The 22,443-nt window shown below is 66.0% G+C and carries 24 protein-coding genes; 15 read left to right on the forward strand and 9 right to left on the reverse strand.

Annotation, left to right across the window (positions count from 1 at the left end; all coding sequences use genetic code 11):
* Positions 1–34: 34 nt before the first annotated feature.
* A complete protein-coding gene (locus EPN51_RS24715) occupies positions 35–421 on the forward strand; it encodes a hypothetical protein (RefSeq protein ID WP_293048042.1) in 387 nt (128 codons plus the stop codon).
* A 14-nt stretch (positions 422–435) separates the two neighbouring features.
* Here the strand turns inward: EPN51_RS24715 and EPN51_RS24720 are convergent, their stop codons facing one another.
* Positions 436–1,098 carry a DUF3060 domain-containing protein gene (locus EPN51_RS24720; RefSeq protein ID WP_293048043.1) on the reverse strand — a complete coding sequence of 221 codons (663 nt, stop codon included), beginning with the start codon at positions 1,096–1,098 and terminating at the stop codon, positions 436–438.
* Between the two features lie 57 nt (positions 1,099–1,155).
* Between EPN51_RS24720 and EPN51_RS24725 the strand changes: the two genes are divergently transcribed.
* Together EPN51_RS24725 and EPN51_RS24730 are read left to right on the forward strand one after the other, a co-directional pair.
* Complete coding sequence (locus EPN51_RS24725) at positions 1,156–2,175, forward strand: NADP-dependent oxidoreductase (protein ID WP_293048045.1); 1,020 nt, start codon at positions 1,156–1,158, stop codon at positions 2,173–2,175.
* A 114-nt stretch (positions 2,176–2,289) separates the two neighbouring features.
* Complete coding sequence (locus EPN51_RS24730; protein WP_293048049.1) at positions 2,290–3,111, forward strand: glycoside hydrolase family 16 protein; 822 nt, start codon at positions 2,290–2,292, stop codon at positions 3,109–3,111.
* A 3-nt stretch (positions 3,112–3,114) separates the two neighbouring features.
* Here the strand turns inward: EPN51_RS24730 and EPN51_RS24735 are convergent, their stop codons facing one another.
* Positions 3,115–4,659, reverse strand: a complete 1,545-nt coding sequence (locus EPN51_RS24735) for a glycosyltransferase family 39 protein (RefSeq protein WP_293048051.1) — start codon at positions 4,657–4,659, stop codon at positions 3,115–3,117.
* A 73-nt stretch (positions 4,660–4,732) separates the two neighbouring features.
* On the opposite strand from EPN51_RS24735, the gene EPN51_RS24740 reads away from it, so the two are divergent.
* The 3 genes from EPN51_RS24740 to EPN51_RS24750 all read left to right on the forward strand — a co-directional run bounded on the left by EPN51_RS24740 (position 4,733) and on the right by EPN51_RS24750 (position 6,478).
* A complete protein-coding gene (locus EPN51_RS24740) occupies positions 4,733–5,038 on the forward strand; it encodes a hypothetical protein (RefSeq protein WP_293048054.1) in 306 nt (101 codons plus the stop codon).
* 26 nt (positions 5,039–5,064) lie between these two features.
* Positions 5,065–5,739 carry a GAP family protein gene (locus EPN51_RS24745; RefSeq protein WP_293048057.1) on the forward strand — a complete coding sequence of 225 codons (675 nt, stop codon included), beginning with the start codon at positions 5,065–5,067 and terminating at the stop codon, positions 5,737–5,739.
* Positions 5,740–5,806: 67 nt separating this feature from the next.
* The gene (locus tag EPN51_RS24750) at positions 5,807–6,478 is read left to right on the forward strand and encodes a GAP family protein (protein ID WP_293048059.1); all 672 of its coding nucleotides are present in this window, start codon (positions 5,807–5,809) and stop codon (positions 6,476–6,478) included.
* Here the strand turns inward: EPN51_RS24750 and EPN51_RS24755 are convergent.
* Positions 6,466–7,239, reverse strand: coding sequence for a hypothetical protein (locus tag EPN51_RS24755; protein ID WP_293048062.1), 774 nt, complete (start codon positions 7,237–7,239; stop codon positions 6,466–6,468). The genes EPN51_RS24750 and EPN51_RS24755 overlap by 13 nt on opposite strands.
* A 41-nt stretch (positions 7,240–7,280) precedes the next feature.
* Between EPN51_RS24755 and EPN51_RS24760 the strand changes: the two genes are divergently transcribed.
* The gene (locus EPN51_RS24760) at positions 7,281–8,780 is read left to right on the forward strand and encodes a diacylglycerol kinase family protein (RefSeq protein ID WP_293048064.1); all 1,500 of its coding nucleotides are present in this window, start codon (positions 7,281–7,283) and stop codon (positions 8,778–8,780) included.
* Here EPN51_RS24760 and EPN51_RS24765 read toward each other — a convergent pair.
* From EPN51_RS24765 to EPN51_RS24780, 4 genes are all read right to left on the reverse strand, one after another.
* Positions 8,725–10,167 carry an FGGY-family carbohydrate kinase gene (locus tag EPN51_RS24765; RefSeq protein WP_293048066.1) on the reverse strand — a complete coding sequence of 481 codons (1,443 nt, stop codon included), beginning with the start codon at positions 10,165–10,167 and terminating at the stop codon, positions 8,725–8,727. The two genes, EPN51_RS24760 and EPN51_RS24765, sit on opposite strands and share 56 nt — an antisense overlap.
* Complete coding sequence (locus EPN51_RS24770; protein ID WP_293048068.1) at positions 10,164–11,567, reverse strand: mannitol dehydrogenase family protein; 1,404 nt, start codon at positions 11,565–11,567, stop codon at positions 10,164–10,166. Before EPN51_RS24770 ends, EPN51_RS24765 begins: the two co-directional genes overlap by 4 nt.
* A gap of 44 nt (positions 11,568–11,611) precedes the next feature.
* Positions 11,612–11,908 carry a DUF732 domain-containing protein gene (locus tag EPN51_RS24775; RefSeq protein WP_293048314.1) on the reverse strand — a complete coding sequence of 99 codons (297 nt, stop codon included), beginning with the start codon at positions 11,906–11,908 and terminating at the stop codon, positions 11,612–11,614.
* 210 nt (positions 11,909–12,118) lie between these two features.
* Positions 12,119–12,457 (reverse strand): DUF732 domain-containing protein, encoded by a 339-nt coding sequence (locus tag EPN51_RS24780; protein ID WP_293048069.1) that lies wholly within the window; start codon positions 12,455–12,457, stop codon positions 12,119–12,121.
* 424 nt (positions 12,458–12,881) lie between these two features.
* Between EPN51_RS24780 and EPN51_RS24785 the strand changes: the two genes are divergently transcribed.
* The gene (locus EPN51_RS24785) at positions 12,882–13,412 is read left to right on the forward strand and encodes a hypothetical protein (RefSeq protein WP_293048317.1); all 531 of its coding nucleotides are present in this window, start codon (positions 12,882–12,884) and stop codon (positions 13,410–13,412) included.
* A 188-nt stretch (positions 13,413–13,600) separates the two neighbouring features.
* Here the strand turns inward: EPN51_RS24785 and EPN51_RS24790 are convergent, their stop codons facing one another.
* Positions 13,601–14,416 (reverse strand): L,D-transpeptidase, encoded by an 816-nt coding sequence (locus tag EPN51_RS24790; protein ID WP_293048071.1) that lies wholly within the window; start codon positions 14,414–14,416, stop codon positions 13,601–13,603.
* A gap of 413 nt (positions 14,417–14,829) precedes the next feature.
* Between EPN51_RS24790 and EPN51_RS24795 the strand changes: the two genes are divergently transcribed.
* Entirely contained in the window at positions 14,830–16,032 is a 1,203-nt protein-coding gene (locus tag EPN51_RS24795) for a hypothetical protein (protein WP_293048073.1), read from the forward strand.
* 315 nt (positions 16,033–16,347) lie between these two features.
* Here the strand turns inward: EPN51_RS24795 and EPN51_RS24800 are convergent, their stop codons facing one another.
* On the reverse strand, positions 16,348–17,460 hold the full coding sequence (locus EPN51_RS24800) for a hypothetical protein (protein WP_293048074.1): 1,113 nt from the start codon (positions 17,458–17,460) through the stop codon (positions 16,348–16,350).
* Between the two features lie 160 nt (positions 17,461–17,620).
* Here EPN51_RS24800 and EPN51_RS24805 point away from each other — a divergent pair, with 160 nt between their 5' ends.
* The 6 genes from EPN51_RS24805 (at position 17,621) to EPN51_RS24830 (ending at position 22,356) form a co-directional block, all read left to right on the forward strand.
* Positions 17,621–17,929 carry a hypothetical protein gene (locus tag EPN51_RS24805; RefSeq protein WP_293048077.1) on the forward strand — a complete coding sequence of 103 codons (309 nt, stop codon included), beginning with the start codon at positions 17,621–17,623 and terminating at the stop codon, positions 17,927–17,929.
* Positions 17,926–18,423: a hypothetical protein gene (locus tag EPN51_RS24810; RefSeq protein WP_293048079.1), complete on the forward strand. Its 498-nt coding sequence runs from the start codon at positions 17,926–17,928 to the stop codon at positions 18,421–18,423. Before EPN51_RS24805 ends, EPN51_RS24810 begins: the two co-directional genes overlap by 4 nt.
* A 408-nt stretch (positions 18,424–18,831) precedes the next feature.
* Positions 18,832–19,068 (forward strand): hypothetical protein, encoded by a 237-nt coding sequence (locus EPN51_RS24815; RefSeq protein WP_293048081.1) that lies wholly within the window; start codon positions 18,832–18,834, stop codon positions 19,066–19,068.
* A gap of 107 nt (positions 19,069–19,175) precedes the next feature.
* Positions 19,176–20,504: an AAA family ATPase gene (locus EPN51_RS24820; RefSeq protein ID WP_293048083.1), complete on the forward strand. Its 1,329-nt coding sequence runs from the start codon at positions 19,176–19,178 to the stop codon at positions 20,502–20,504.
* 439 nt (positions 20,505–20,943) lie between these two features.
* Positions 20,944–21,432 carry a hypothetical protein gene (locus tag EPN51_RS24825; RefSeq protein WP_293048085.1) on the forward strand — a complete coding sequence of 163 codons (489 nt, stop codon included), beginning with the start codon at positions 20,944–20,946 and terminating at the stop codon, positions 21,430–21,432.
* Positions 21,433–21,684: 252 nt separating this feature from the next.
* The gene (locus EPN51_RS24830) at positions 21,685–22,356 is read left to right on the forward strand and encodes a recombinase family protein (protein WP_293048087.1); all 672 of its coding nucleotides are present in this window, start codon (positions 21,685–21,687) and stop codon (positions 22,354–22,356) included.
* The last annotated feature ends 87 nt before the right edge of the window (positions 22,357–22,443 follow it).

A 22,443-nucleotide genomic window follows, 5' to 3' on the forward strand; every position in this document is an offset into this window, starting at 1 on the left:
TGGGCAATGACGGCACGCACTCCAAGGAGGTCGGATGGGCGAGCACGGTGGGTTCGGATTCGACCCCGATGAGTTCGATCGAATGATCCGCGAAGGCAGCGAAGGGCTGCGCGACGTGTTCGAGCGCGTCGGCAGGTTCGTCGCCGCTCCCGGCGCCCGGGCGGGCTGGTCAACGATTTTCGAGGACCTGTCGCGGCGCCCCCGCCCCGCGCCCGAGACCGCCGGCGAAGCCGGCGAGGGCGTGTGGGCCATCTACACCGTGGACGCCGACGGCGGTGCGCACGTCGAACAGGTCTATGCGAGCGAACTCGACGCGTTGCGGGCGAACAAGGACAACCTCGATCCGAAACGCAAAGTGCGTTTCCTGCCCTACGGCATCGCGGTCAGCGTCCTCGATGACGATTCCGAAGAGCCCTCGTAGCAGTCGTTTTCGGCTCAGCCCTGCGCGACGACGTTCGATTCACCGGAGTTGCTGATCTTCGGCGTGCCCGAGTGGTAGGTCACCTTGTTGTTGAAGCCGGAGGCGGTGATGGCGTCGACGGCCTCGATGGTGATCGCGTTTTGCACCCCGGAGACCGACAGGCTGGCGCAATGCCCGGAGATCAGCACCGTGTTGGAGACCCCGCTGACGCTGACGATGTTGTCGTTGCAGGCGATGGTCCGGTTCTCGTTGATGCCGGCCACGCTGAGCTGGGTGCCCCGCGGCGCGGCGGGCGAGGTCGACGGCGGTGTTCGCCGGGAGGTCGACGGGCCAAGGCTCGTCGGGATGCTCGGCGGCGAGGTGATGAAGGACTTCACCCCGGAAATCCGGTGTGCGGCAAAGGTGGCGATGCCCCCCGCGAGCGCGACCACGCCGATGGCGACGACCGTGCCCAGCATCCACCAGACGCGGTTGCTCGAGCGCCGTGGCGCGGGCGGTCCGGGAATGGGGCCGCCGAAGGTCCACGGGGCGGGCGGCGGGGGCGGGGCGCCCGCCGGACCGGGCGGATAACCCCGGCCGGTGGGCTGGGCGCTGCCCTGTTCCGATGCCCACGCCGACTCGGCGAGCGGGCGCTCGAGTTCCCGGATCCGCTCCTCCGGGTCATCGTTTGCTGGCATGCATTGAATATGCCATTCGCTTCTGTGTTTTCGGCCCGTTCGGTAGTTTTTAGGATCGTGCCCGATTTGCCGAACCGCCAGGTGCTGTTGCGTCGTCGCCCGTCCGGGCTGGTCCGGCCGGACGACACGGAAATGGTCAGCACGGCCGCGCCCCAGCCCGCCGAGGGGGAGGCGCTGCTGCGCACCACCTATGTCGGCATCGACGCGGCCGCCCGCACCTGGCTCGACGACCAGCCCAGCTACCTTCCGCCGGTGCAGCTGGGTGACGTCATCCGGGCGGCCGGCATCGGCGAGGTGGTCGCGTCGCGGTGTGACGCCTTCGCCGTCGGCGACGTCGTCACCACGCTGACCGGGTTTCAGGAATACGTGATCATCCGCGACGACATTTTCAGCACACCGATCCCGGGCGAGGACGACCAGCTGGCGATCATGTCGGTGTACGGGCCGACCGGCGCCACCGCCTATTTCGGGATGACCGACATCGGCCGGCCGCAGCCCGGGGAGACGGTCGTGGTCTCGGCGGCCGCGGGGGCCACCGGATCGGTCGCCGGGCAAATCGCCAAGATCGCCGGCGCCCGGGTGGTGGGCATCGCGGGCGGCCCGCAGAAATGTCGCGCGGTGGTGGAGGACTTCGGCTTCGACGCGTGCATCGACTACAAGAACGAGGACATCGCGGCGGCGCTGAAAAAGCATTGCCCGCAACGGGTCGACGTCTACTTCGACAACGTGGGCGGGCCCATCCTCAACGCCGTGCTGGGCCGGCTGGCCTCCCACGCGCGCGTCGTGCTGTGCGGCGTCATCTCCAGCTACCTGACCGGCGACCATCCGGGGCCCGCCAACTATGTGAACCTGTTGTCCAGGACCGCGCTGATGCAGGGGTTCAACGCGCTGGACCAGTGGGGCCGCTTCGACGAGGCGTTCGCCGCGCTGCGTGGATGGGCGGCCGAGGGCCGACTTCACCACCGGCAGACCATCTTTGAGGGCATCGACTCCTGTGTCGACGCCCTCAACGGCCTGTTCACCGGCGTCAACGTCGGCAAGACGCTGGTCAGGCTCAGCGAACCCGGCGCGCGTTGAGGCCAGAGGATGCGTCCCACCCCCACCGCGTGGTTTCATAACACCGTTTGCGAGAGTTGCCTGGGGAGATCGCGCCGGGCTTGACGGGCCGGCTTCAACGATTGGTGGTTGTAGATGGATCGTCGCAGCATGATGGTGATGTCGGGGCTCGGCATGCTGGGGGCTGCGATGCGCTTGCCGGGCGCCTGGGCCACCCCGTCCGCGCCGGCGGCGCCGCCGGCGGCCGGCGGCGGGCCGTACATCTTCGCCGACGAGTTCGACGGACCCGCGGGCTCGGCCCCCGATCCGGGCAAATGGACGATCCAGACCTGGCAGGACGACGTGTACCCGCCGGTGGAGGGGATCTATCGCGACGACCGCCGAAACGTGTTCCAGGACGGCCACTCCAACCTCGTCCTGTGCGCCACCCAGGAGATGGGCACCTACTACAGCGGAAAGCTGCGCGGCAACTTCCGCAGCATGATCAACCAGACCTGGGAAGCGAAGATCAAGCTGGACTGCCTGACCCCCGGGCTGTGGCCCTCGTTCTGGGGCGTCAACGAGGATCCGCTGCCCGACGGCGAGGTCGACGTCTTCGAGTGGTACGGCAACGGGGCCTGGGCGCCGGGAACCACGGTGCACGCCGCGTCCAACGGGAAGACGTGGGAAGGGAAATCGATTCCCGGCCTGGTCGACGGCAACTGGCACACCTGGCGAATGCACTGGGGCGAAGAGGGATTCGAATTCTCGCGGGACGGGGCGCAGTACTTCAAGGTCCCGAACAAGCCCATCCACGTCGCCGGCGGCGCCCCCGACGACTTCCGCTGGCCGTTCAACAACCCGGGCTATTGGATGACGCCGATGTTCACGCTCGCGGTCGGCGGCGTGGGCGCCGGTGACCCCGCCGCGGGTGCCTTCCCGGCGTCCATGCTGGTCGACTACCTGCGCATCTGGTAGCCGTCACCTCCTCGTCGAGGTCGCTTTGAGCACCTGAACCAGGTTGAACTGCCACCGCTCGACGAGCCGGAAACCCAGGTCGCGCGGCACCGCGAAGGCGGGGGTGACCCCGTAGCGGGGTCCGGGCGGTAGCGCCACGCCCTGCTCGTGCGCCGGCTGCGACGGGTCGGCCTGGGTGATGATCCAGACGACGCCGCAGCGGCTCAACGGCTTGGCGACGACCTCGGGGATGAGATTGGTGTCGAAGACGTCGTTGCGGTCGGTCGCACGTTGCCACAGCGTGAGGTCGACCAGCTTGCGATAGGCGTCCGGGCGTGCCGCCAGCAACGGGCGCATGGGGGCCGGCATGAACGTCACCGTGTCGTTCACCAGCAGGCAATCGCCCGGCGCCGCCCGCGCGGTGATCAGGTCGGCCACCTGGCTGTAGTCCATCCCGTATTTGGCGTATGGGTTACGCTGTGCCCGAACATAATTCGGTGTCGCAGCCACGGCGAAAAGAGCGATGAGCGCCGCGACCACCCAGGGCCGGACGGCCACCGCGGCACCGCAGACGCCCAGGATCAGCGCGACCGCCGGGGCGGTGAAGCACAAATAGCGCGGCGTGTAGATCGAGTGCACCAGCGCCGAATAGGTCAGGATCGCGGCGGTCGGTATGAGCAACCACGCCGCCGCGAGGACCAGCAGCTGCCGCTCCGATGGTGCCAACCGCGCGGACCCGCTGAGCCACAACACGATCGCCGCGCACATCAGCAGCGCCGACAGGATAGCGAACGGGGTGCTTCGTTCGAAATACTGTTGCATCACCACGTCTTCGATGGTGCGGTGACCGATCGGGGCGACCCAGCTGATCTGGTGCGCTTGCCCGGCGACGGTCATCAGGAACGGCAGCAGGGTGCCCACCGCCGCGGTCGAGGCGATAGCGAAGCCCGCCAACACCGTCCGGCTGCGGTGGAAGACGCCGACGAAGACGCCGTACGCCACCAGCATCAGCGCGAGGTATGCGTCGAGCGCAATCGAGAAGGCCAGTGCGACACCGTAGGACAGCCACGGCCAAGCGGTGTCGCGGCGCGCGGCGTAGACGAGCAGGACGGTCAGCCACACGGCGGCCATCATCGAAATGGCATAGGGGCGAGCCTCAACGCCCGCCCAGGTCGCCCGGGGCAAGATCGCGCAGAACACCCCGGAGGCCACCGCGACGGTCCGTGTCGAGAACTGCTTGCCCAGCACGACGATGCCGGCGGCGGCGCCTCCCACCGCGAGGCCACTGGGCGCGCGGGACCAGAACTCGGTGGGCGGAAAGATCTGGAACCACCCATGCATGAGCAGGTAATACAGGCCGTGGACGGCATCGACGTTGCCCAGCATGTGCCACAACTGGGCCAGCGAGCGGCTGTATGAGGCCGAGATGGTCGCGGCCTCGTCGTACCAGAAGGAGGGCCGGGCGGCCCCGGCCATGCTCAACGCGACGGCGAGCACCGCGACGATCAGCGGGTCCAGCGCGGCCACCACCGCCGGTCGGCGGCCGCCAGGCACGCCGAGGCTGGACACACCGCTATGTTGCCAGAAGCGGACCGGGACAAGCGGCGGACTCGGGCCTTCGATTCGAACGTATGATCGATCGATGGGATCGCTCGCGTCGATCGGGTACAACGGCCAACCGGTCCGTAGCCCGTTTCGGGTGGTTCGCCCGCCGGTCGCGGTGCTGGTCGACCTGACGGTGCTTTTCCCGCGTGAGCCGCACCGCTCGGGGCGCTACCAGCCCAACGGCCTGCAGCTGCACAAGGTCGTCGAGGGGTGGCTGAGCTGTTGGGCCCTGTGCGAGCAGGGCGACTGGTGGGGGCTGGTGACCTATCCGGTCGCCTACGGATCCCGGCGCAAAACCGTGACGCACTGGGTGCCCGCCTGGACGCTGCGCCGCAAAGGCTGACCGCGGCGATGCGATGATTGCTGCCCGTGGAAGCAAGTTGGGCCTCGGTCCTGAGCAAGCTCATCGCGTTGGCGGCCGTCATCGCGCTATCGCCGATCACGGTCATTCCCGCGGTGCTGGTGCTGCACGCGCCCCGGCCGCGCCCGGCCAGTCTCGCCTTCCTCGGCGGCTGGCTGCTGGGCCTGGTGGCTCTCACCGCCGCGTTCGTCGCCGGCTCGGAACTGCTCAGCGGCTTCCACGCGACCCCGCCGGAATGGGCCTCCTGGCTGCGGCTGGTCCTGGGCGCGGCGCTGATCGCGCTGGCGGCGTTCCATTGGTTCACCCGGCACCGCAATCGCCGCATGCCGCGCTGGATGCGTTCGTTTTCCACGCTCTCCCCGGTGCGCGCCGGCGTGGTGGGGGCGGTCCTGGTGCCGCTGCGACCCGAGGTGCTCATCCTGTGCGCGGCGGCCGGTTTGGCCGTCGGCAACAGCAGCCTGAGCCCCGGCGCCCAGTTGGTCGCGGGTGCGGTCTTCGTCGTCCTGGCCGCGTCGACGGTGGCCGTCCCGATCCTGGCCTACGTCGGTGCCGGTGAGCGCCTCGACGAAACGCTGGAACGCCTCAAAGCCTGGATGGAAGCCAACCACGACGCGATGCTGGCCGTCATCCTGTTTCTGATCGGGTTGATCGTGCTCTACAACGGGATTCGCGCGCTGGCCTGACCCCGGTTCGACCGACTACGGCGCGTTTCGGCGTCACTTCCGGCACGGCAATGGGAGGATGCCGCGCATGGCAGGAAGCTGGGGCACCGCGCTCACCGGGCTGGTTCCGCTGGGACTGGTCATCTCGCTGTCGCCGCTCACGGTCATCCCGGCGGTGCTGGTGCTGCAGGCGCCGCGGCCGCGGCCGAGCGGCCTCGCGTTTCTGGGCGGCTGGCTGTTCGGCCTGGCCGCGCTGACGGCGCTGTCGGTCGCGGCCTCCGGCCTGCTCGGCGGCTTGGACAAGGCGCCGCCGCGGTGGTCGTCGTGGCTGCGCGTGGTGCTGGGGGCGGCGCTGATCGTGTTCGGCGTGATCCGGTGGCTCAACCGGCACGGCCAGGCCGAGTCGCCGGCGTGGATGCGGTCCTTCGCCAGCATCACTCCGGCCCGTGCGGGCATCACCGGGGCGGTGCTGGCCGTGGTGCGCCCGGATGTGGCGCTCATCTGCGTCCCGGCCGGATTGGGCATCGGCACCAGCGGGCTCGGCGCCGTCGGCGACTGGGTGGCCGCCGCGTTCTTCGTCGTCATCGCGGCATCGAGCGTCGCGATCCCGATACTGGCCTACGCGGCCGCCGGTAGCCGCCTCGACGACACGCTGGCACGCCTCAAGGACTGGACGGACCGAAACAACGCCGCGCTGCTCGCGGCCGTCTTGGTGGTGATCGGTGCGATGGTGCTCCATCACGGGATTCACGCCCTGTAGCCACCATCGGCGAGACCGGCGTCCTCTTCGAGCCGATTCGTCGCCCCAAAGACCGACTCGCGGAACAGTTCCCGGCCGTAGCCCGCGAGCATGCCCAGATAACCCCGGCCCGCCCATTGCCGGGCATGCCGCTCTTCGTGGTGCAACACCCGGTCCAGCTCCAGGCGGCTGCAGCGGGGCGTGCCGTGTCCGTCGAGGCACCAGGCGTGCCCGGAGGAGACGATCCGGCGCAGCTGCTCCCCCGGGTCGGTGAGACGGCCCAGGTTCACCATGAAGATGTCGCCCCAGGTGGTGCCGCCCCGAGCGCTGAACAGCCGCTGGACCCAGTTGCCGCCCAGCCCCATCAGCATGCCGTTGGGTGTGGTGACCAGGCGCCCCCCATTGCGGTGCACGAAGGCGACGTCGCGGGTGTAGCTCCAGCCGTTTGCCCGCTGCCGCAGGCGGATTCGCGTCACCTCGGCGGCGCAGCAGGGGGTGGCCGGAAAGTCGGTGGGCCGCGTGCCCGCCGCGCCGTAGTCGGTGCCCGCGTTCAGGATGTAGGTCATCAGCACCGCCGCGCGGGCGTCGCCCCCGCGGGCACCCGGCGGCAGCAGGAAGAAGGACTGACCGCCCGGGTCCCTGATCTCCGCCATCGTCGCCAGGACCGCGAAGCTCGCGGGGGTGATGCCGTGGCGCCGCGTGATCTCGGCGACCGCGTGCGGGGTCACGCCGCGACGTGCGGCGTTCTCTTGCCATCTCGTGCAATAGCCCTGTGCGCCCATGTCTTTCCGGTCAATTGTTATCCATGGTTAGGGTGGAGCGAATGAACAGGCGGCCCTGGCGACGCGCGCGCGGCATCAAACAGATCACCCGGGGACTGGGCACGCTGGATCGCGAGCTGTTCGACGCCATCGCCGAGACGGATACCCCGCTGCTGGACGCGGTCATGCCGCCGCTGACCCGGGCGGCCGATCATTCCAAGCTGTGGTTGGCCCTGGGTGCGGCCCTGTTCGCCACCGGCAGGCAAAGCGCGCAGCGCGGTGCGACGCGCGGGGTGGTGACGCTGGCCGCGACCAGCCTGGTCACCAACCAGGTCGCCAAGCGGATCCGCCGGCGGCCCCGCCCGGGCTACGACCTGGTGCCGTTGGTCAGGCAGGTGCGCCGCCGCCCGACGTCGAATTCCCTGCCGTCGGGACACTCCGCCAGCGCCGCCGCGTTCGCCGTCGGGGTGGGCCTGGAGAACCCGCCGCTGGGCTTCGGGCTGGCGCTGCTGGCCGGCCTGGTGGGCCTGTCGCGGGTGGCCACCGGTGCCCACTATCCTGGCGACGTCATCGCCGGGTTCGGGATCGGGTCCGGCTTGGCCGTGCTGGGTGGCCGGCTCGTCCCGCCGATCATCGAAACCGCCCTTCCGCGAACGGAACCGCTTCGCGTGGCGGCGCCGCAGCGGCCCGACGGCGCCGGGGTGGTCCTGGTCATCAACCCGGAGTCGGGCAGCGGCACCGGAGCCCGCGTCGTCGACGAGGTACGCGCCGGCCTGCCCAAGGTCGACGTCCGCGAACTGGGCCCCGACGACGACCCGGTGGAGGTCCTGCGCAGCGCGGCCGCCCGCGCCGAGGTGCTGGCGGTGGGCGGCGGCGACGGCACCGTGGCGGCCGCCGCGGGGGTGGCCGTCGACGCGGGGCTCCCGTTGGCCGTGTTTCCCGCCGGGACGTTCAACCACTTCGCCAAGGACATCGGCTGCGACACCGTGGCCAAGACGGTCGACGCGATTCGGCGCGGCAGCGTGGCATATGTGGACCTGGTGTGCCTCAACGACTCTCGGATGGTGATCAACACCGCGAGCATCGGCGCATACCCGGCCTTCGTGCGGCGGCGCGAAAAGCTCGAGAAGCGCATCGGCAAGCCGCTGGCCGGTCTCTACGCGATGGTGCGCACGCTGCGCACGGACGAGCCCGTGCGCATCCGCTACGGCAACAAGACCCTGCTGACATCGCTGTTCTTCCTGGGCAATTCGCTGTACCTGCCCACCGGGTTCGCGCCGTCGCGGCGGACCCGCATGGACGACGGCCTGATCGACGTCCGCATCCTCGAGGCGGGCCGGCCGTGGGCCAGGACCCGGATCCTGACCGCGCTGGCGTTGGGCCGGCTGGAACGCAGCCCGCTCTACCACGAGTTGCAGGTGCCGGAATTCAGCTTCGACGCCATCGACGGCCCCACGGTCGTCGCCTGCGACGGCGAGGTCGGCGACCGCTACGACAAGGTCGGCTTCACCGCGAAATACCGGATTCTGCCCGTGGTTCGTCCGCTTCCGGGCGACTGGTGACACCCTCGGTGAGGTCACGCACCTGCGCGTAGCGCGCCGCCACCTCCGGCGAGGGGTCGGCGGTGTATTCGTCGGCCGGCGGCGGATCCCACGCCGGTGGCCGGGGTGAGCCGCCCAACGCCCACGCGGCCTGCCGCGCCGCGCCCACCGCGACATACTGCGCCGGGGCGGGGACCAGCACCGGCATGCCGAACACCGCCGGCGCTATCTCGCGCAGCGCCCGGGATTGGGCGCCGCCGCCGACCAGCAGGATGCGGCGCGCGGCGACGCCGTGCGCGGTCAGCTGCGCGACGCCGTCGGCGAGCGAGCACAGCAGGCCCTCCACCGCGGCCCTGGCCAGATTCGCCGGGGTGGCATTGGTGACCCGCAGTCCGTGCAGTGCCCCAGTTGCTTTGGGCCGGTTAGGGTTTCGCTCACCCTCCAGGTAGGGAACCAAGACCAGCCCGTCGCTGCCCGGCGGCGCCGACAGCGCGAGCCGGGACAGCTCGTCGTGGTCGACTCGCAGCATCGCGGCGGCCGCGTCGAGCACCCGCGCGCCGTTGAGCGTGCACACCAACGGAAGATAGCGGCCGGTACCGTCGGCGAATCCGGCGACCAACCCCGCGTCGTCGCGAACCGGATCCGCGGTGACGGCGGCCGCCACCCCCGACGTCCCGATCGAGACGATCACGTCGCCTTCTGCGGCGCCGAGGCCCAGCGCCGCGGCGGCGTTGTCCCCGAGGCCCGCCCCGAATGTTGTTGCGCGACTGGTGGTGCCGCCCGACGGGTTCAGCACGGTGGGCAGGTGTGGACGCCGACCGCGCAGGGCCAGTTCCAGCAGATCGACGCGGTAGCCGCCGGTGGCGGCGTCGTAGTAGCCGGTGCCGCTGGCGTCGCTGCGATCGGTGGTCAGCGCCGCGATGTCGGCATCGCCGCGGAGCTGCCATGTCAGCCAGTCGTGGGGCAGGCAGACCGCCGCGGTGCGGTCCGCGTGGCGTGGCTCGTGGTCGGCGAGCCAGCGCAACTTCGACACGGTGATCGCGGCCAGCGGGACGACGCCCACGGCGTGGGCCCACGCCCGCGCCCCACCCAGCTCACGCACGAGCGCGAGCGCGGCGTCGGCCGAGCGCACGTCGTTCCACAGCAGCGCGGGCCGCACCACCTGTCCGGTTCCGTCCAGGCACACCATGCCGTGTTGCTGCGCCCCGACGGCGAGAGCGTCGACACCGCCCAGCCCGCCCGCGGCAGCGATGGCCTCGCGGGCGGCGGCTTCCCATGCGGCCGGGTCGATTTCGGTGCCGGACGGGTGGCCAGCCTGCCCCTCGCGGACCACCTCGCCGGTCGCGGCGTCACACACCAGTACCTTGCACGACTGTGTCGAGGAGTCGATCCCGGCGACCAGGGTCATGACGCGCCGGCCCCGATCAGCGCCCGCAACGTGGCGTGTGCGCCGCGCCGGTGCAGGCAGTCCAGTGCCCACAGGTAGGCCTCGCGAAAGCGCGGTGCGTCAAGCAGGTCACCGAACACCGCGCGGTTGGCCAGAAACGCCTCCGGGTTGTCCCGCTGCGAGCGGGCGATCGGAACCAGCGTGTCCGCCAGCCGGTCGGTCACCTCGATCGGTCGGCCCCGTTCGTCGACACCCTCGGCGTAACGGGCCCAGCTGGCGACGATCGCCGCGGACAGCCGCACCGGGCCACCGGAGGCCAGATTGTCGTGCACGACGGGCAGCAGCCATTTCGGGATGCGGTCCGAGGAGTCGGCGCACAGCCGGGCGATCGTGTCGCGCACGTAGGCGTTGGCGAAGCGAGGGAGGAGTTCGTTCCGGAACTCGGCCAGGCCCGGGATGCGCGCCAGCGTCGGCATCGCCTCCGAATCCAGATAGCGGGCAAGGAATTCGGCGATCACCGGATCCTGGGCGGCTTCGTGGACCAGCCGGTATCCGGCCAGGTACCCGAAATAGCACAGACCCTGATGACCGGCATTGAGCAGCCGCAGCTTCATCGCCTCGTACGGCGCGACGTTGTCGACCAAACGCACGCCGGCCTGGTCCAAGGGTGGCCGCCCGTCGGCGAAGTCGTCCTCGATCGCCCACATGGCGAACGGCTCGGCCACGACGGGCCACGCGTCGCGCACGCCGTATTCGGACTCCAGCCGCTCCGCCACGTCCGGTGTGGTCACCGGCGTGATCCGGTCCACCATCGAGTTGGGGAATCTCGTCCTCTCTCGCATCCACTGCGCGAGTTGGGGATTGATCCGCCGCGCGTATGACGTGAAGGCGCGCCGCGCCACGTCGCCGTTTGCCACGATGTTGTCGCAGGAGACGACGGTCGGGGAGGGAAGGCCGCGCGCTCGTCGCCGCTCGCACGCCTCGGCCACCAACCCGAACACGGCACTCAGGGGAGGCTGATAACCGCCCTCGGTGATCGTGAGCGAGATGATCCGGGTGGCCGGATCTGCGAGTAGCTCGATGACCGAGTCGGGATCCTCAGGCGCGTAACGGAAGTCGACGATGGAGCCGATGACCCGGGGTTGCCTTGTGCCGTCGGGGTGTTCGAGGATCAGCGTGTACAGGTGGTCCTGGTCGCGCAGCGCGTCGCGCATGCGCTGGTCGCCCGGCAGCACGCCGACGCCGCAGATGCCCCAGTCCTGCGCGAGCCCGGCGTTGAGCAACCGGTCGATGTACATGGCCTGGTGGGCGCGGTGAAAGCCACCGACGCCGAAATGCGCTATGCCGATGCCGATTTGGCTGCGGTCATAGGCCGGGACGGGGATGTTGAGACCGGTCAGGTTCCGTGCGTTCAGCTTCACTCGAGTGTCACCTTAGCGCGGAGTCCGCCGCGACTAGCTCAGCGTTAGGCGGTTGGACACAAATCGCGCAGGGCGAAGATCACCACATCGGCGGCCTGTCGACCGTTGATCCCGCCGGTGCCCTGGTCGGCATCGGAGCGTTGCACGGCCAGGCCCTCCAGCTGCTGGGGAGGAGCGCCCCAAGAAAGCTGCTGACATAGGTCCGCGCCCATCTGCAACAACGCATCGTCGCCGCCGCCGACGGCGTGAATCCCCGCACTGTGCAGGTCGTTGAGAAAGGCGGCCTGGTCGGCCCGCGCCGGGCCGGCCCAGATGACCCCGGCCAGCGTCCCGGACAGCAGAAGTGGACCCACCGTCAGCGCCGCGCCTATGAACCGGCCGTAGAGCCTGCGTACCATCCAACCTTCTCCTCATGTCTCTGCCCGATGCGGATGATGCACTTTTACACAAAAGTGCATCATCCGCCGCGCAGACAATCCGGAGGATGAATAGTCGGCAAAGACTCGCCGCGCGGCTAGGTGCCCGCAGCGTTCGAACTCAGATCGCCGTGATTAGCTCGGGCACAGATCACGCATGGCGAACACGACGAGGTCGCCGGCTTGCTGGGGGCTCAGCCCACCGGCCCCCTGGGTTTCGTTGGAACGCTGCAGCGCCAGACCTTCGAGCTGGCCGGGCGGGGCGCCCCAAGATATTTGCTGGCAGATGTTCAGGCCCGCCTGCAAGAGCGCCGTGTCGCCGCCGGTCACGGCATGGATCCCGGCCCTGTGCACGTCACTGAGAAAACTGGTCGCGTCGGCCTGCGCTGGGCCGGCCCACACGAGGCCGGCGAGAAGCGGACCAGCGAACAGCGCTGAGGCGATGAAACCGCCAGCTAGACGACGAGGTGACATCATCCCTTCCCCTCTGTCTGTCAACGGGTGTTTCTATAGAGTTTACCTCTACGTAACCTTTTAGTCAGTTTCTGTCCATCGAAAATTACCTGTGAACGACGTGCGGAAAAATGCGGCTCGCGGGATCCGGCATGGTCCCCACCCTGCGAGCGGCCGTCGCCCGGACAACGCAGCGGCACGAACCGCTGAGAAGGCCCGGCGTGTACGCGCCTCGGTGCAGGTCAGCGTACGTCTGTGGTAGGCGTTCCGATTCGTGACACCGTTGTGACGTCACCATTTGGAAACGGCGCGGTGCGGCGTGGCTCGTGTCGCGTGTCGGTTGCTGACAATTGGCCCGGTCGGGAAAAGAAGACCTCGGTACGGCTAGGCGGACCTGCTGTGCCGATTGATTTGCGGAAATAGCTTGAGCGTGATTGAAGGAGAGTTGACGCTGATGGCGATCGTCGATCGGTTCAACATGAAAGTGGTTGCCAGCGCTGGCTTGTGCGGAGCAGCCATCGCGTTGAGCCCCGACGCGGCGGCCGCCCCGCTGATAACGGGCGGCCACGCGTGCATCCAGGGGCAGGCGGGCAGTGCGGCCCCGGCCGCCGGTGGTCCGGTCGCCGGTGGTCTCTCCGCCGCGGGTGCACCGGCGGACATGTGCGCGGCGCCGCTCACTGACATGTCCGGCGTGCCAATGGCCGTGCCCGGGCCGCTGCCGCTCGGTGCTCCGGTGCCCATCGTGCCGCCGCTGCCCCTTGCGCCCCCGGTGCCTGTCGTGACACCGGTGCCGGTGGTGCCGGCCGGCGCTCCGCTGATCGCGCTTGGAGGACCGGCCGCGGCTGGTGCTCCCTTGGAGGCGGCCGCTCCGATCATTGACATGTCCGGGGTGAAGGATGCGCCGACCGGTCCGGCGCCCACCGGCGGCCCGGTGCCCGGTCAGCCGGTTCGGCCCGGACCCTCGGGCGCCAGCTGAGGACAACGCCCTTTCCGGCTATGCGGGCCCGCTGGTTTGTCACCAGCGGGCCCGTTCCGTTGCGGCAAGCTTGTCGATAGTAGTCAGGTTCGAAGCGACGCAGTGAAAAACGTTTACCTTCAACACAATCGAAGCCCCGCACCCGTCCTGCATGTGGGTGCGGAGCTTCGAGAAGGTTGTGGTCGCTGCTAGTCCAGCACGATCACCGGGTCGCCGACGTTGACGTGGTTGTAGTACCACTCGGCGTCATCGGGGCTCAGGCTGATGCAGCCGTGGCTGACATTCTCGAGCCCCAGTGATTGGACGGCCCACGGGGCCGAATGCACGAACAGGCCACGGCTGGTGATGCGGACGGCGTAATTGACCGTCAGCAGATAGCCGTTGGGATCGTCGACGGGTATGCCGACGCTGCTCGAATCCATGGTCACCGAAGGCTCTTTGGAGAGAACGGTGTACGAGCCGACCGGCGTCGCGTACTCCGGCCTGCCCAGCGAGGCCGGCATCACCCCTTGCTCTCCGAAGTGCGGCCGATGGTGCGGTGCCGGGAGTTGAGTCGGCGGTCCCGCCTCGACGCCGTCGATGCTCACGGTGAACGTGTGCTGCGAGATGCTGGCCACCCCGACGACGGCGGGACCCGTCTTGATCTCCGAGGTCGCCTGGCCCACCGTCAGCGCAATCGTGCTGTGCGCCGGCCAGTATCGGTCCGGAACCCACTGCACGACCTTGTTGTCGAGCCATTCGAACTTGCCGGTCATCGCCGGCGTCGACTTGACTGCAACGGCACGCTCGGCCACACGTCGGTCGGCTGAGTTGGTTACGGGCGCACGGAACGTCACCACCACGGGGTGCGCCACACCCACCACCTCGCCGCTGGTCGGCAGAACCGACGCGATGGCCAGCCCATGCGACTGGTCAGCCGCCGCCAGGCTGACGCCGGCCGGCGTCACGACCACACCCGCAGCGACCCCGATCATCGCGAGAACACACCGAACACCCGTCCGCATGGCCCCAATTCCTTTTAACTGACATAGTTGCAATAAGGATGATAAATGGCCGCTGACCTGGGCAAGCGCAACGGCACGTTGATATTTGGTCAAGCCTTGGTCACGGTTTGGCTACGGGGGTTTGGTTCGGCGATCACGTCTGGCACCAGCGCGTATTCGGCTTGGGAAGTATTTCCTACGCCCGAACAGGTGAGCGATAACTTGCTGGTCGGCGCACCAGAGCGACTTGCGTTTGCCCTGTTTAAGCACAGTTTCGGTACGCCTAGCGGACGCCTTCAGTACGGGCCTTGTTCGCCCCCGGTTCGGCTGGGTGGACGGGACCGGTACGGGACGATACGGGGTGTAGCGGCGGTGATGCGAGATAGATACTTACGACGAGGCCTGTGGTTACGCAGGATCGCTATTCTGGTTAAATGCTCGTCCCGGACGGCGGCCATAATCACAGTGAAGTCGACTTCTGGCTCGGGGTCTGTAGGCAGACGGAGGAGTGGTGGGGCGAGGCCCTCGGCGATAAGATGTATAACACGATTTACTACGCGCCATCTCAACACATTGAGCTTTATTGCGAGTCGATCAGAGAAACCGCGATCCCCGGAAAAGCGATTACACCTGTTCCCAGCGGGCATATCCGTCCATTCGTAACTTTTGGCGACGCTGCACCGACGGTCTATAAGCTAAAAGAACAGCGGGCCGTGGCCCTACGTGTGCTCCTCTATTCGCACGAGGTCGTTCTTCAGAGCGACTTCTTCGATAAATTGATCCTTGAGCCGCAGAAATTTCTGAGCAAAGTAAGTAGGATAAATCTGCTCCAGGGTCTCGAGCACCTGCGCTTACTGAAACCTTTTCTGTCGACTGGCTCTGTCCATTTCATACCCACTTACACCTACGGGCACTACCTCCATCAGGCAAATACAGATTCGATGACGAGTGTTATAGAAGATCCCGCGGTTCACGACATCGCTGTCGAGCTGGCGAGTACTATGCGCCTGACCAACACTGGTAAAGCCGGACTCGTCGAAGCCTTGGCATGGCATTTCGGCGCGCTCTCAGTAAGCTGCGCTTTAGCCGAACGGCGTTATGCCACACCGCTTGCAAGGTCTGAGGCGGAGAAGGCAATTCTGGCCGCCCTTCTTGAAAAACCAGTTGTTGATGGGCGGGCCACGATAGTTAGCTCGCTAGCGCGATTACCGGTCCCAGATTTCTCGGGAGATCCAGCTCTGCTGGCTAGGCTACGAAACGATGAGGAGTCATTCTCGACATTTCGGGAACGGCTCGCGGGGGCGCTTGCGCATGTCGAGCAGATGACGGACTTATCGGATCTGAACGAGGCAGCCCAAGTCGTCCATTCAGAATTATCCTTCGCGATTACAGCGGTAACGAAATCAGTCGAGCGTTCGCCAGCCCTTCAGGCGTTGAAGGGCGGTCTCACCAGATTCGGTATCGCAGCTGTGGCCGCGGGTACCGCGGGGGGGTTAGCCGCGGGAGGGCCATGGGCAGGCCTGGCCGGAGCTGCGGCGGGCCAAACGGTCGATGCCGTGCGCTCTTATGTTGAAGCCATCAATTCGAGGCGAAGGGGGCGCTTAATCTTGGATGTGTGCACATCCTTCGGCGAATAGACCTACCGTCGATGGCCACCGGGACTAGTCGTCCGCACGTTGTCGTCGGCGTCTCCGTAGGCAGTGCCTATTGCACTCGCTCGCCGGGATAGCCACGCGGCGGGTCGTCCCGCTTTCGCCGGGTTTGTTTTGCCTGCACGCTGAGGTCGGGGCTGCGTGTGAGCTCTAACGGCGGGCACGTCCCTCGGTACATACCGCCTTGGCTGGGTGGTGCGGTCTCCTTGCCGGGCGGCACAAGCCCCGCCCCCCATGAAAACTCTGACGGGCCGGGATTGGGTGCGAACGGATTACAAGCTTTTCGTGTTGCAGTCATTGTTAGGTTTGGATCGTCGGCGGTGTGAAGTTCGCGTTCGTCGTTACTTGCATGACCACGGCTGCGCCGCGATGCCGGGTGCCGGTACCGAAACCCCGCGCGTAGAAGCTGTCTTGTAGTGGGTACGGGCCATGACCGGGAATATGGCGCAGCCCCTGATAGGCCGGGTTCGGGTGTTGCCTGAAACCGACCGGGTTCATATCTGAGTCGAGGCCGCCAGTCGCGGCCACGATTACGTACCCGGCTGGTACATAGTGTGATTCGATCAGCCGAGCGTCGCCGTAACTGCCTTGCACCTGTAGACCGTTGAAGTCGACAGGCGGGATCGCGCCGACAAGGTGCTCCGCAGTGAAGTAGGCGGGTTGTGCGGCTGAGGGCACAAAGTCCCACTTCGGCGTTTTGCCGGTGGCGTACTCGACGCCCGCTCGCCAAAACGTCATGTCCTCAACCTCATTTGGGTTGGCGAGGATGAGGAGCTGCCCGCCTTGGGCGCCGAACCGACCATAGCCGTGTTCGGTGACGTGGCGAATCATGTCCTCGATGTCGGCGGAGTCTATGTTGGCTGAACCGGTGGTGAGGTAGTGAGTATGGTTGCCGTCAAACGTATTCCCGAGATATGCGGGCGGGACCATTCCGTCGCCCGACCACAGGCCGTAACACGTATGCTGCCACTCGTTGAAACGGGGCGTGGGGTCGAGCAGACGGCGCAGAATCGTACCGCTGACGAGACGGTTGTCGGCCTCGAAGATGTGCGTCACCTGCGCGGTAACCTGTTCAGCGGTGGCTGCACGCAGCCACTTCCATGTCGCGCTGAGTCTCTTGTCATAGTCTTGGAAGTTGTAGCCAAGGCGTAGGTAGTCGGCGGGCTCGCGGAGTGCAGTCGGTACGCCGAATTCGGTTGCGAGTTCGAAAGAATCCCCGTCGACCTTCTGAGCGATGACGTCTGCGACTGCGATCGTCGGGTAGCTGACTAAACGGACGACGGTTGAGCGGTGTTGGTTGTACAGCGCCAAGGCGCTTTCGATCTCAGCCCAAATATCGTTGAGGTTGACGCCATCGGCGGTCTCGTTGACGAGTACATCGCCAGCTACGTTAATGCCCTTCGTATTTGCCATTAGTCGTTCACCGTCTTTCGTAAGTAGCCGTTAAGGGCGAGCCTACCGCCGAAATCGAGGGAAAACGTCGAATAGCGTTGCAAACTAGCAGCTTTGGTACGAAATGGGCCGGGATAGGCCGAGCGTAGGGCGCCGTAGGTCGGTAAGATATAGCTATCCGATGAGAGGCGAAATCGCCATGGCGAGAGTAGAACCCAAGTTTTGCATACCCGAGCCGCCAACCTGGCTGGGCGTTTCACCCGTACCCGACAAGACCGTCAGTGATGCCGTTACTTGGTACGCGGGCATCGGTGTTCCGGTCACCGAGCGATGGATCAAGACGGTGACCGACCGTCGAGAGTTGTCGTGTCGAATCGTCGCGGGTCGGCGCATGTACTCAACACAGGAACTGTGGCGGTTTATCGTCACGCGGCCCACGCGCACTGCCGGGGCGGCGCGCTACAACCAGAAAGGCAATAGAACAGCATGAACGACCAATACCGCCAAGAACTCATGGAGAAGTACGGCATGCGTTGCCCGCCGGACCCGAACAATCTTGAGGCCAAGGCGATTCTCTGCGCAGAACGCAATGATGCCGGCAACTGGCTGCTTTGCGACCCCGTGCGTTCGCCGGAGATGTACGAGCGCATTTCAGACGCTTACCGCAGCCTGCGCGTGATATATGCGCCTGATCGCACACGTGCTCACCCCGAGCTGTACCCGGAGGATCAGGTGCTTGTATGGCGGAGCTTCTGGAACTGCAATACCAACATCGCCGAAGGATGCGACTACTCTGCCGGGCTTGAGGACTTTCCCGTTTCGTTCGGCGGGCTGAAGATGGTCTTCAAGTGCTGTCGCGCGTGTAAGGCCAAGGCGGTGGAGATGGCCGAGATGGGTATGAATACCAGCGAAGTACTTGCCCAGGCAGGCCTGCCGCCAGGCGCGCGGATCGACCCCGGCTCGGCGCTACCGCCGCGACCGTAGAACCCGCCTTAGATCCGGCTCGCTTCGGCGGAGAGACGATGCGGAGCGTCGGACGGGTAGCGGGGTAGGCGAGTTCGGCATCGCGCTACGCGCTAGATGAGACCCACTGTATTTCCGAAAAAACAACTCAGAGATCCCTTAGACGTTGGTGCTTGCCTCGTGTGTGAAACCCGTTCCCTTGTAGCCGGTCTCGCCCGACTTACGCCGCCGCTTCGGCGGCGGTTCGGGTAAGATTTCCGTAACCGTCCTCGCGAGAGGGCGGGAAAACAACTGAATCAACAGAAACGACCGGCGGGAGTTTGGAGCCGTTGGCCGGCGGGATTGCGCTGAACACCCATGACACCTGGCGTGCGTCGAAGGAGAACCTTCGGCGTAGGCCAGGTGTTTTATGTTTTGAGGAGCAATAACGTGGACCCGAATCCTGATGATGTCGTGAACCTCAACCAGGAGGCGGCATTTCAGAAGCTGCGCGAGTGGGGATATCCAGTTACTCGCCGCATGATCAAGTACGCGATTCTTCGTCGAGAGCTCAAACCCATTCGGCTGGGGAATGGGAACTACTTCAGCGTCAACGATCTCCACAAGTGGATCGAGTTCCGCCGGCAAGCAGGCGTCTATCGGCTGTCTGAGGGCGCGCCGCGATGAGCGCGAGAACGCTTGCCGCCCGGCCTGTCGCTTAAAGACCAACCGGGCACAAGTTTCACCACTAGCGTAGTGGGAGGCGCGCCCTATGCCGAGAGAACGTAAACCCTATGATAGACGAAGATAGCGCCGGGCCAAAGCCGTTGCAAAAGAACCGTATTGGCGAACCAATCACGAACGGGCAAAAGGCTGATGCTGCTCGTATATGGGCGCAGATTATGCCTGGCGCCGTCAGCCCAGAACAGCCGTCCCGCAATAAGCGCAAGCCGATAACCGAAACCGAAAAACGTGAGCGCCAAATTGCGGACCATGTTCGTTGGCTTGAGGTGCGCGCTGAAGCAAAACGTCGCTTTGCGGCGCAGTTGTGGTTGCCCCCGCCATACCCAAAATCGTTGTACGACCAGTTGGCTGAGGGCGCCCCTGAGGCCGACTACATCATGGACGACTTATGGTCCGGCGTGCTCCAGGTCAACGCTCACAAGAAGTCGGGCAAGACGACTCTCATGATCAACGCAGCCCGATCGCTGGTGACGGGTGAACCGTTCCTTGGCCGATTCGGGGTCAACGTGGAGTCTGACTGCCGCGTCGCATATCTGAACATGGAGCTTCCGCGTGGGCAGTTCAACAACTGGCTGCTCGAAATGGACCTTCCCGACGCCGCGCAAAAGCGGATCATTCCGTACCACGGGCGGGAGAGCGGTCGACTCGACTTTGGGAATGACCAGGCAGTCGAGTGGCTAGTCCGATGGCTGCGCGACGAGGGCATCAGCATCGCGTTGCTCGATCCGTTGGGTTCGTTCTACGACCAGCCGAGTGGCGGCGACCCGAACGCTGCCTACTTGCGATGGTGGGCGGTGTTGGAGGACGTGGTACTGCGGGCAGGGCTGCGAGGCGTATGGATTGGCCATCACAGCGGTTTCTCGGAGGACGCTGCAAATCGGGCGTGTGGGGCGAGCGCGATGATGGGCAAGCCCGATGTGAACATGACCTATCGATATCAGATTGGCGAGGGTTCATACACCGATGCGCCAGTTGACGCCCGGCGATATCTGAGCGCGTTCGGTCGGGATGTCGACGTCAAAGAGTTCGAACTCAGCTACCACAGACCCTCGCGAATCCTGCATGCCACAGGCCGCGGCACTCGGGCTGACGCCGAAACTGAGCGACAAGCCGAAAATATGCGCACGGTGGTCGCGCAGGCTGCCGCTGCCGGTGAGAAGCCGAACAAGGGAGCCCTGTACGGGTTGCTCGGGTGGGAAACGAGCGGACGGGCGGCCATGAAGTTCGACAAGTACTACAAGCACGCAATCCACGAGAAGCGCTACGTGAAGACCGAGCGCGGTATTGGACGTGAGGTTCTGCACGTACCCGGGGATGGGGACGCCGAATGGCGGGTCACGCTGGACCGTAGCTCGGAAGCGGGCGGGGGAGAGCAATGAGCGGGAAACTTCAAGAGCCTAGGTCGGGGGTATCTTTCCGAAGTTTCCGCCGCGCGAGCGGCGGCGGCGAACGCGACGGTACCGCCGGAAACGGCTCGGCGAGAATATCTTTCCGAACTTTCCCGATCGTCGGGAAACTCGCAAGGAAGAAGTTTCCGCCCTTTAGGGAGGAAACTACTTCTCGGCGGACCCGGGGCGAGGCGAAGTTTCCGACCGGACACCTCGGCCGACGGCGGGTCACCGCGGTCACGCGATTTGCTGAAAGGTGTGCTCTCCACAGGCTGACCACAGGAGGTCGCTACCTATGGAGGATGGCGAGCGGGTGATTAGGCAGCACTTCGCCCCTAGAACCACCCCGAAAACCATCGAAAACGCAAAAGCGTTGCATACAAGATACTTTGAAACATAATGTAAAACAACAAGATTGGAGTCAGCAGCCATGCCCAGTGAAGAGGTCTACTCGGATGATTGGTGGCTAGAACGCAACGATCAAAATCGTTGCGTAGCAACCCGAAAGAACGGCGAGCGCTGCCTCAAGCCAGCGAACCGCGGCATGACCGTATGCCGAACGCATGGCGGCGCCGCCCCGCAGGTTCGGTGCAAAGCCAAGGAACGGCTTGAGCTCGCCGCCGACCGGATGGCAAAGGAACTCTTGGGTATCGCCACGGATGGGCAATCAGAAGCGGTGAAGCTCAATGCTATTCGCGACGCCTTGGACCGCGCAGGCCTTGGCGCCAAAACCGAAGTGTCGCTGGAGCTTAAGCCGTGGGAGCAGCTCATGGGCGACATTGCAGGCGTCGCAACGATTTCCCGCGCCGAGCACCGCGCACAGCAGGGCCGGCCAATCCTCGACTCCGCCGCCCTAGCCCAGGCGATCGACGCCGAGGCAGTCGAGACCGCCGAGGACGACCCCCCCGCGAGGCCCTGAACCGCCCGAGAACGAGATGCGGGACGCGGAGACGGACGAGGTACCCGCCGACGAGATGCCGCGCGGGACGCGGCTGATGACGTTGGAGGAAGCCGCCGAGGCCGCGAACGCGCACCGAATGAGGCCGCGCCAATAGGGTGGCTAAGACTAGTAGAAGGCCAGGCCAGAGCGTTTATAGAGTTTGCTGCTGGCGTAGAATCGGGGCGTAAGGCGGAACCGACCGGTTAAGCCCCAACCCTGAATGGAGACGACATGGGACCGACCGATAACGGGCTGTTCTTCGGCTACTCGCGTGTGAGCACCGACGAGCAAGCCGACAGCCGCAATGGGCTAGAAGCACAGCGGTCGGCTATTGACGCCGAGGCGAAGCGGCGCGGCTGGACGGTGGAGCACCACGCTGATGAAGGCGCCAGCGGCAAATACATCAACGCCAATCTGCAGGAAGCCTTGCAACTACTCGCATCTGGCCAGGGCGACGGGCTCGTCGTGGCGAAGCTCGACCGCCTAGCGCGATCAATAGTCCATGCCGCCAACATAATTGACGCAGCACAGGCGCAGGGCTGGTCGCTGGTCGTGCTCGACATCAACCTGGACCTGTCGACCGCTGCAGGTCGCATGATGGCGCGGACGGTAGTCAACTTCGCGGAGTACGAGCGTGAGTTGATCAGCGAGCGCACCAAAGCGGGGCTGGCGGCCAAAAAGGCACGCGGCGAGCGCATTGGCCGGCCACGACTCGCGACGGCGGGTGTCGTGCGGCGGCTCGTGCTCGACCGCAACGCAGGCCTGAGCTTCGGCCGCATCGCCCGCGCCTTGGAGGCCGAGGCGATCCTGAGCCCAGCTGGCCGGCCAACATGGCAAGCGTCAACCGTGCGTCGTATCTATCAGAGTGCCACTGCAGCAACCGAATTGGCGGTGGCCGTATGAGCCAGCCAGGCCAAGAACAGGGGTAGGGGCAAAAATTTATGGGGTGCCCTCCCCGCGTAAGTTGCACGAATTTTCCATTCAGTAATC

The organism is Mycobacterium sp., assembly GCF_004298145.1.
Taxonomy (GTDB): Bacteria; Actinomycetota; Actinomycetes; order Mycobacteriales; family Mycobacteriaceae; genus Mycobacterium.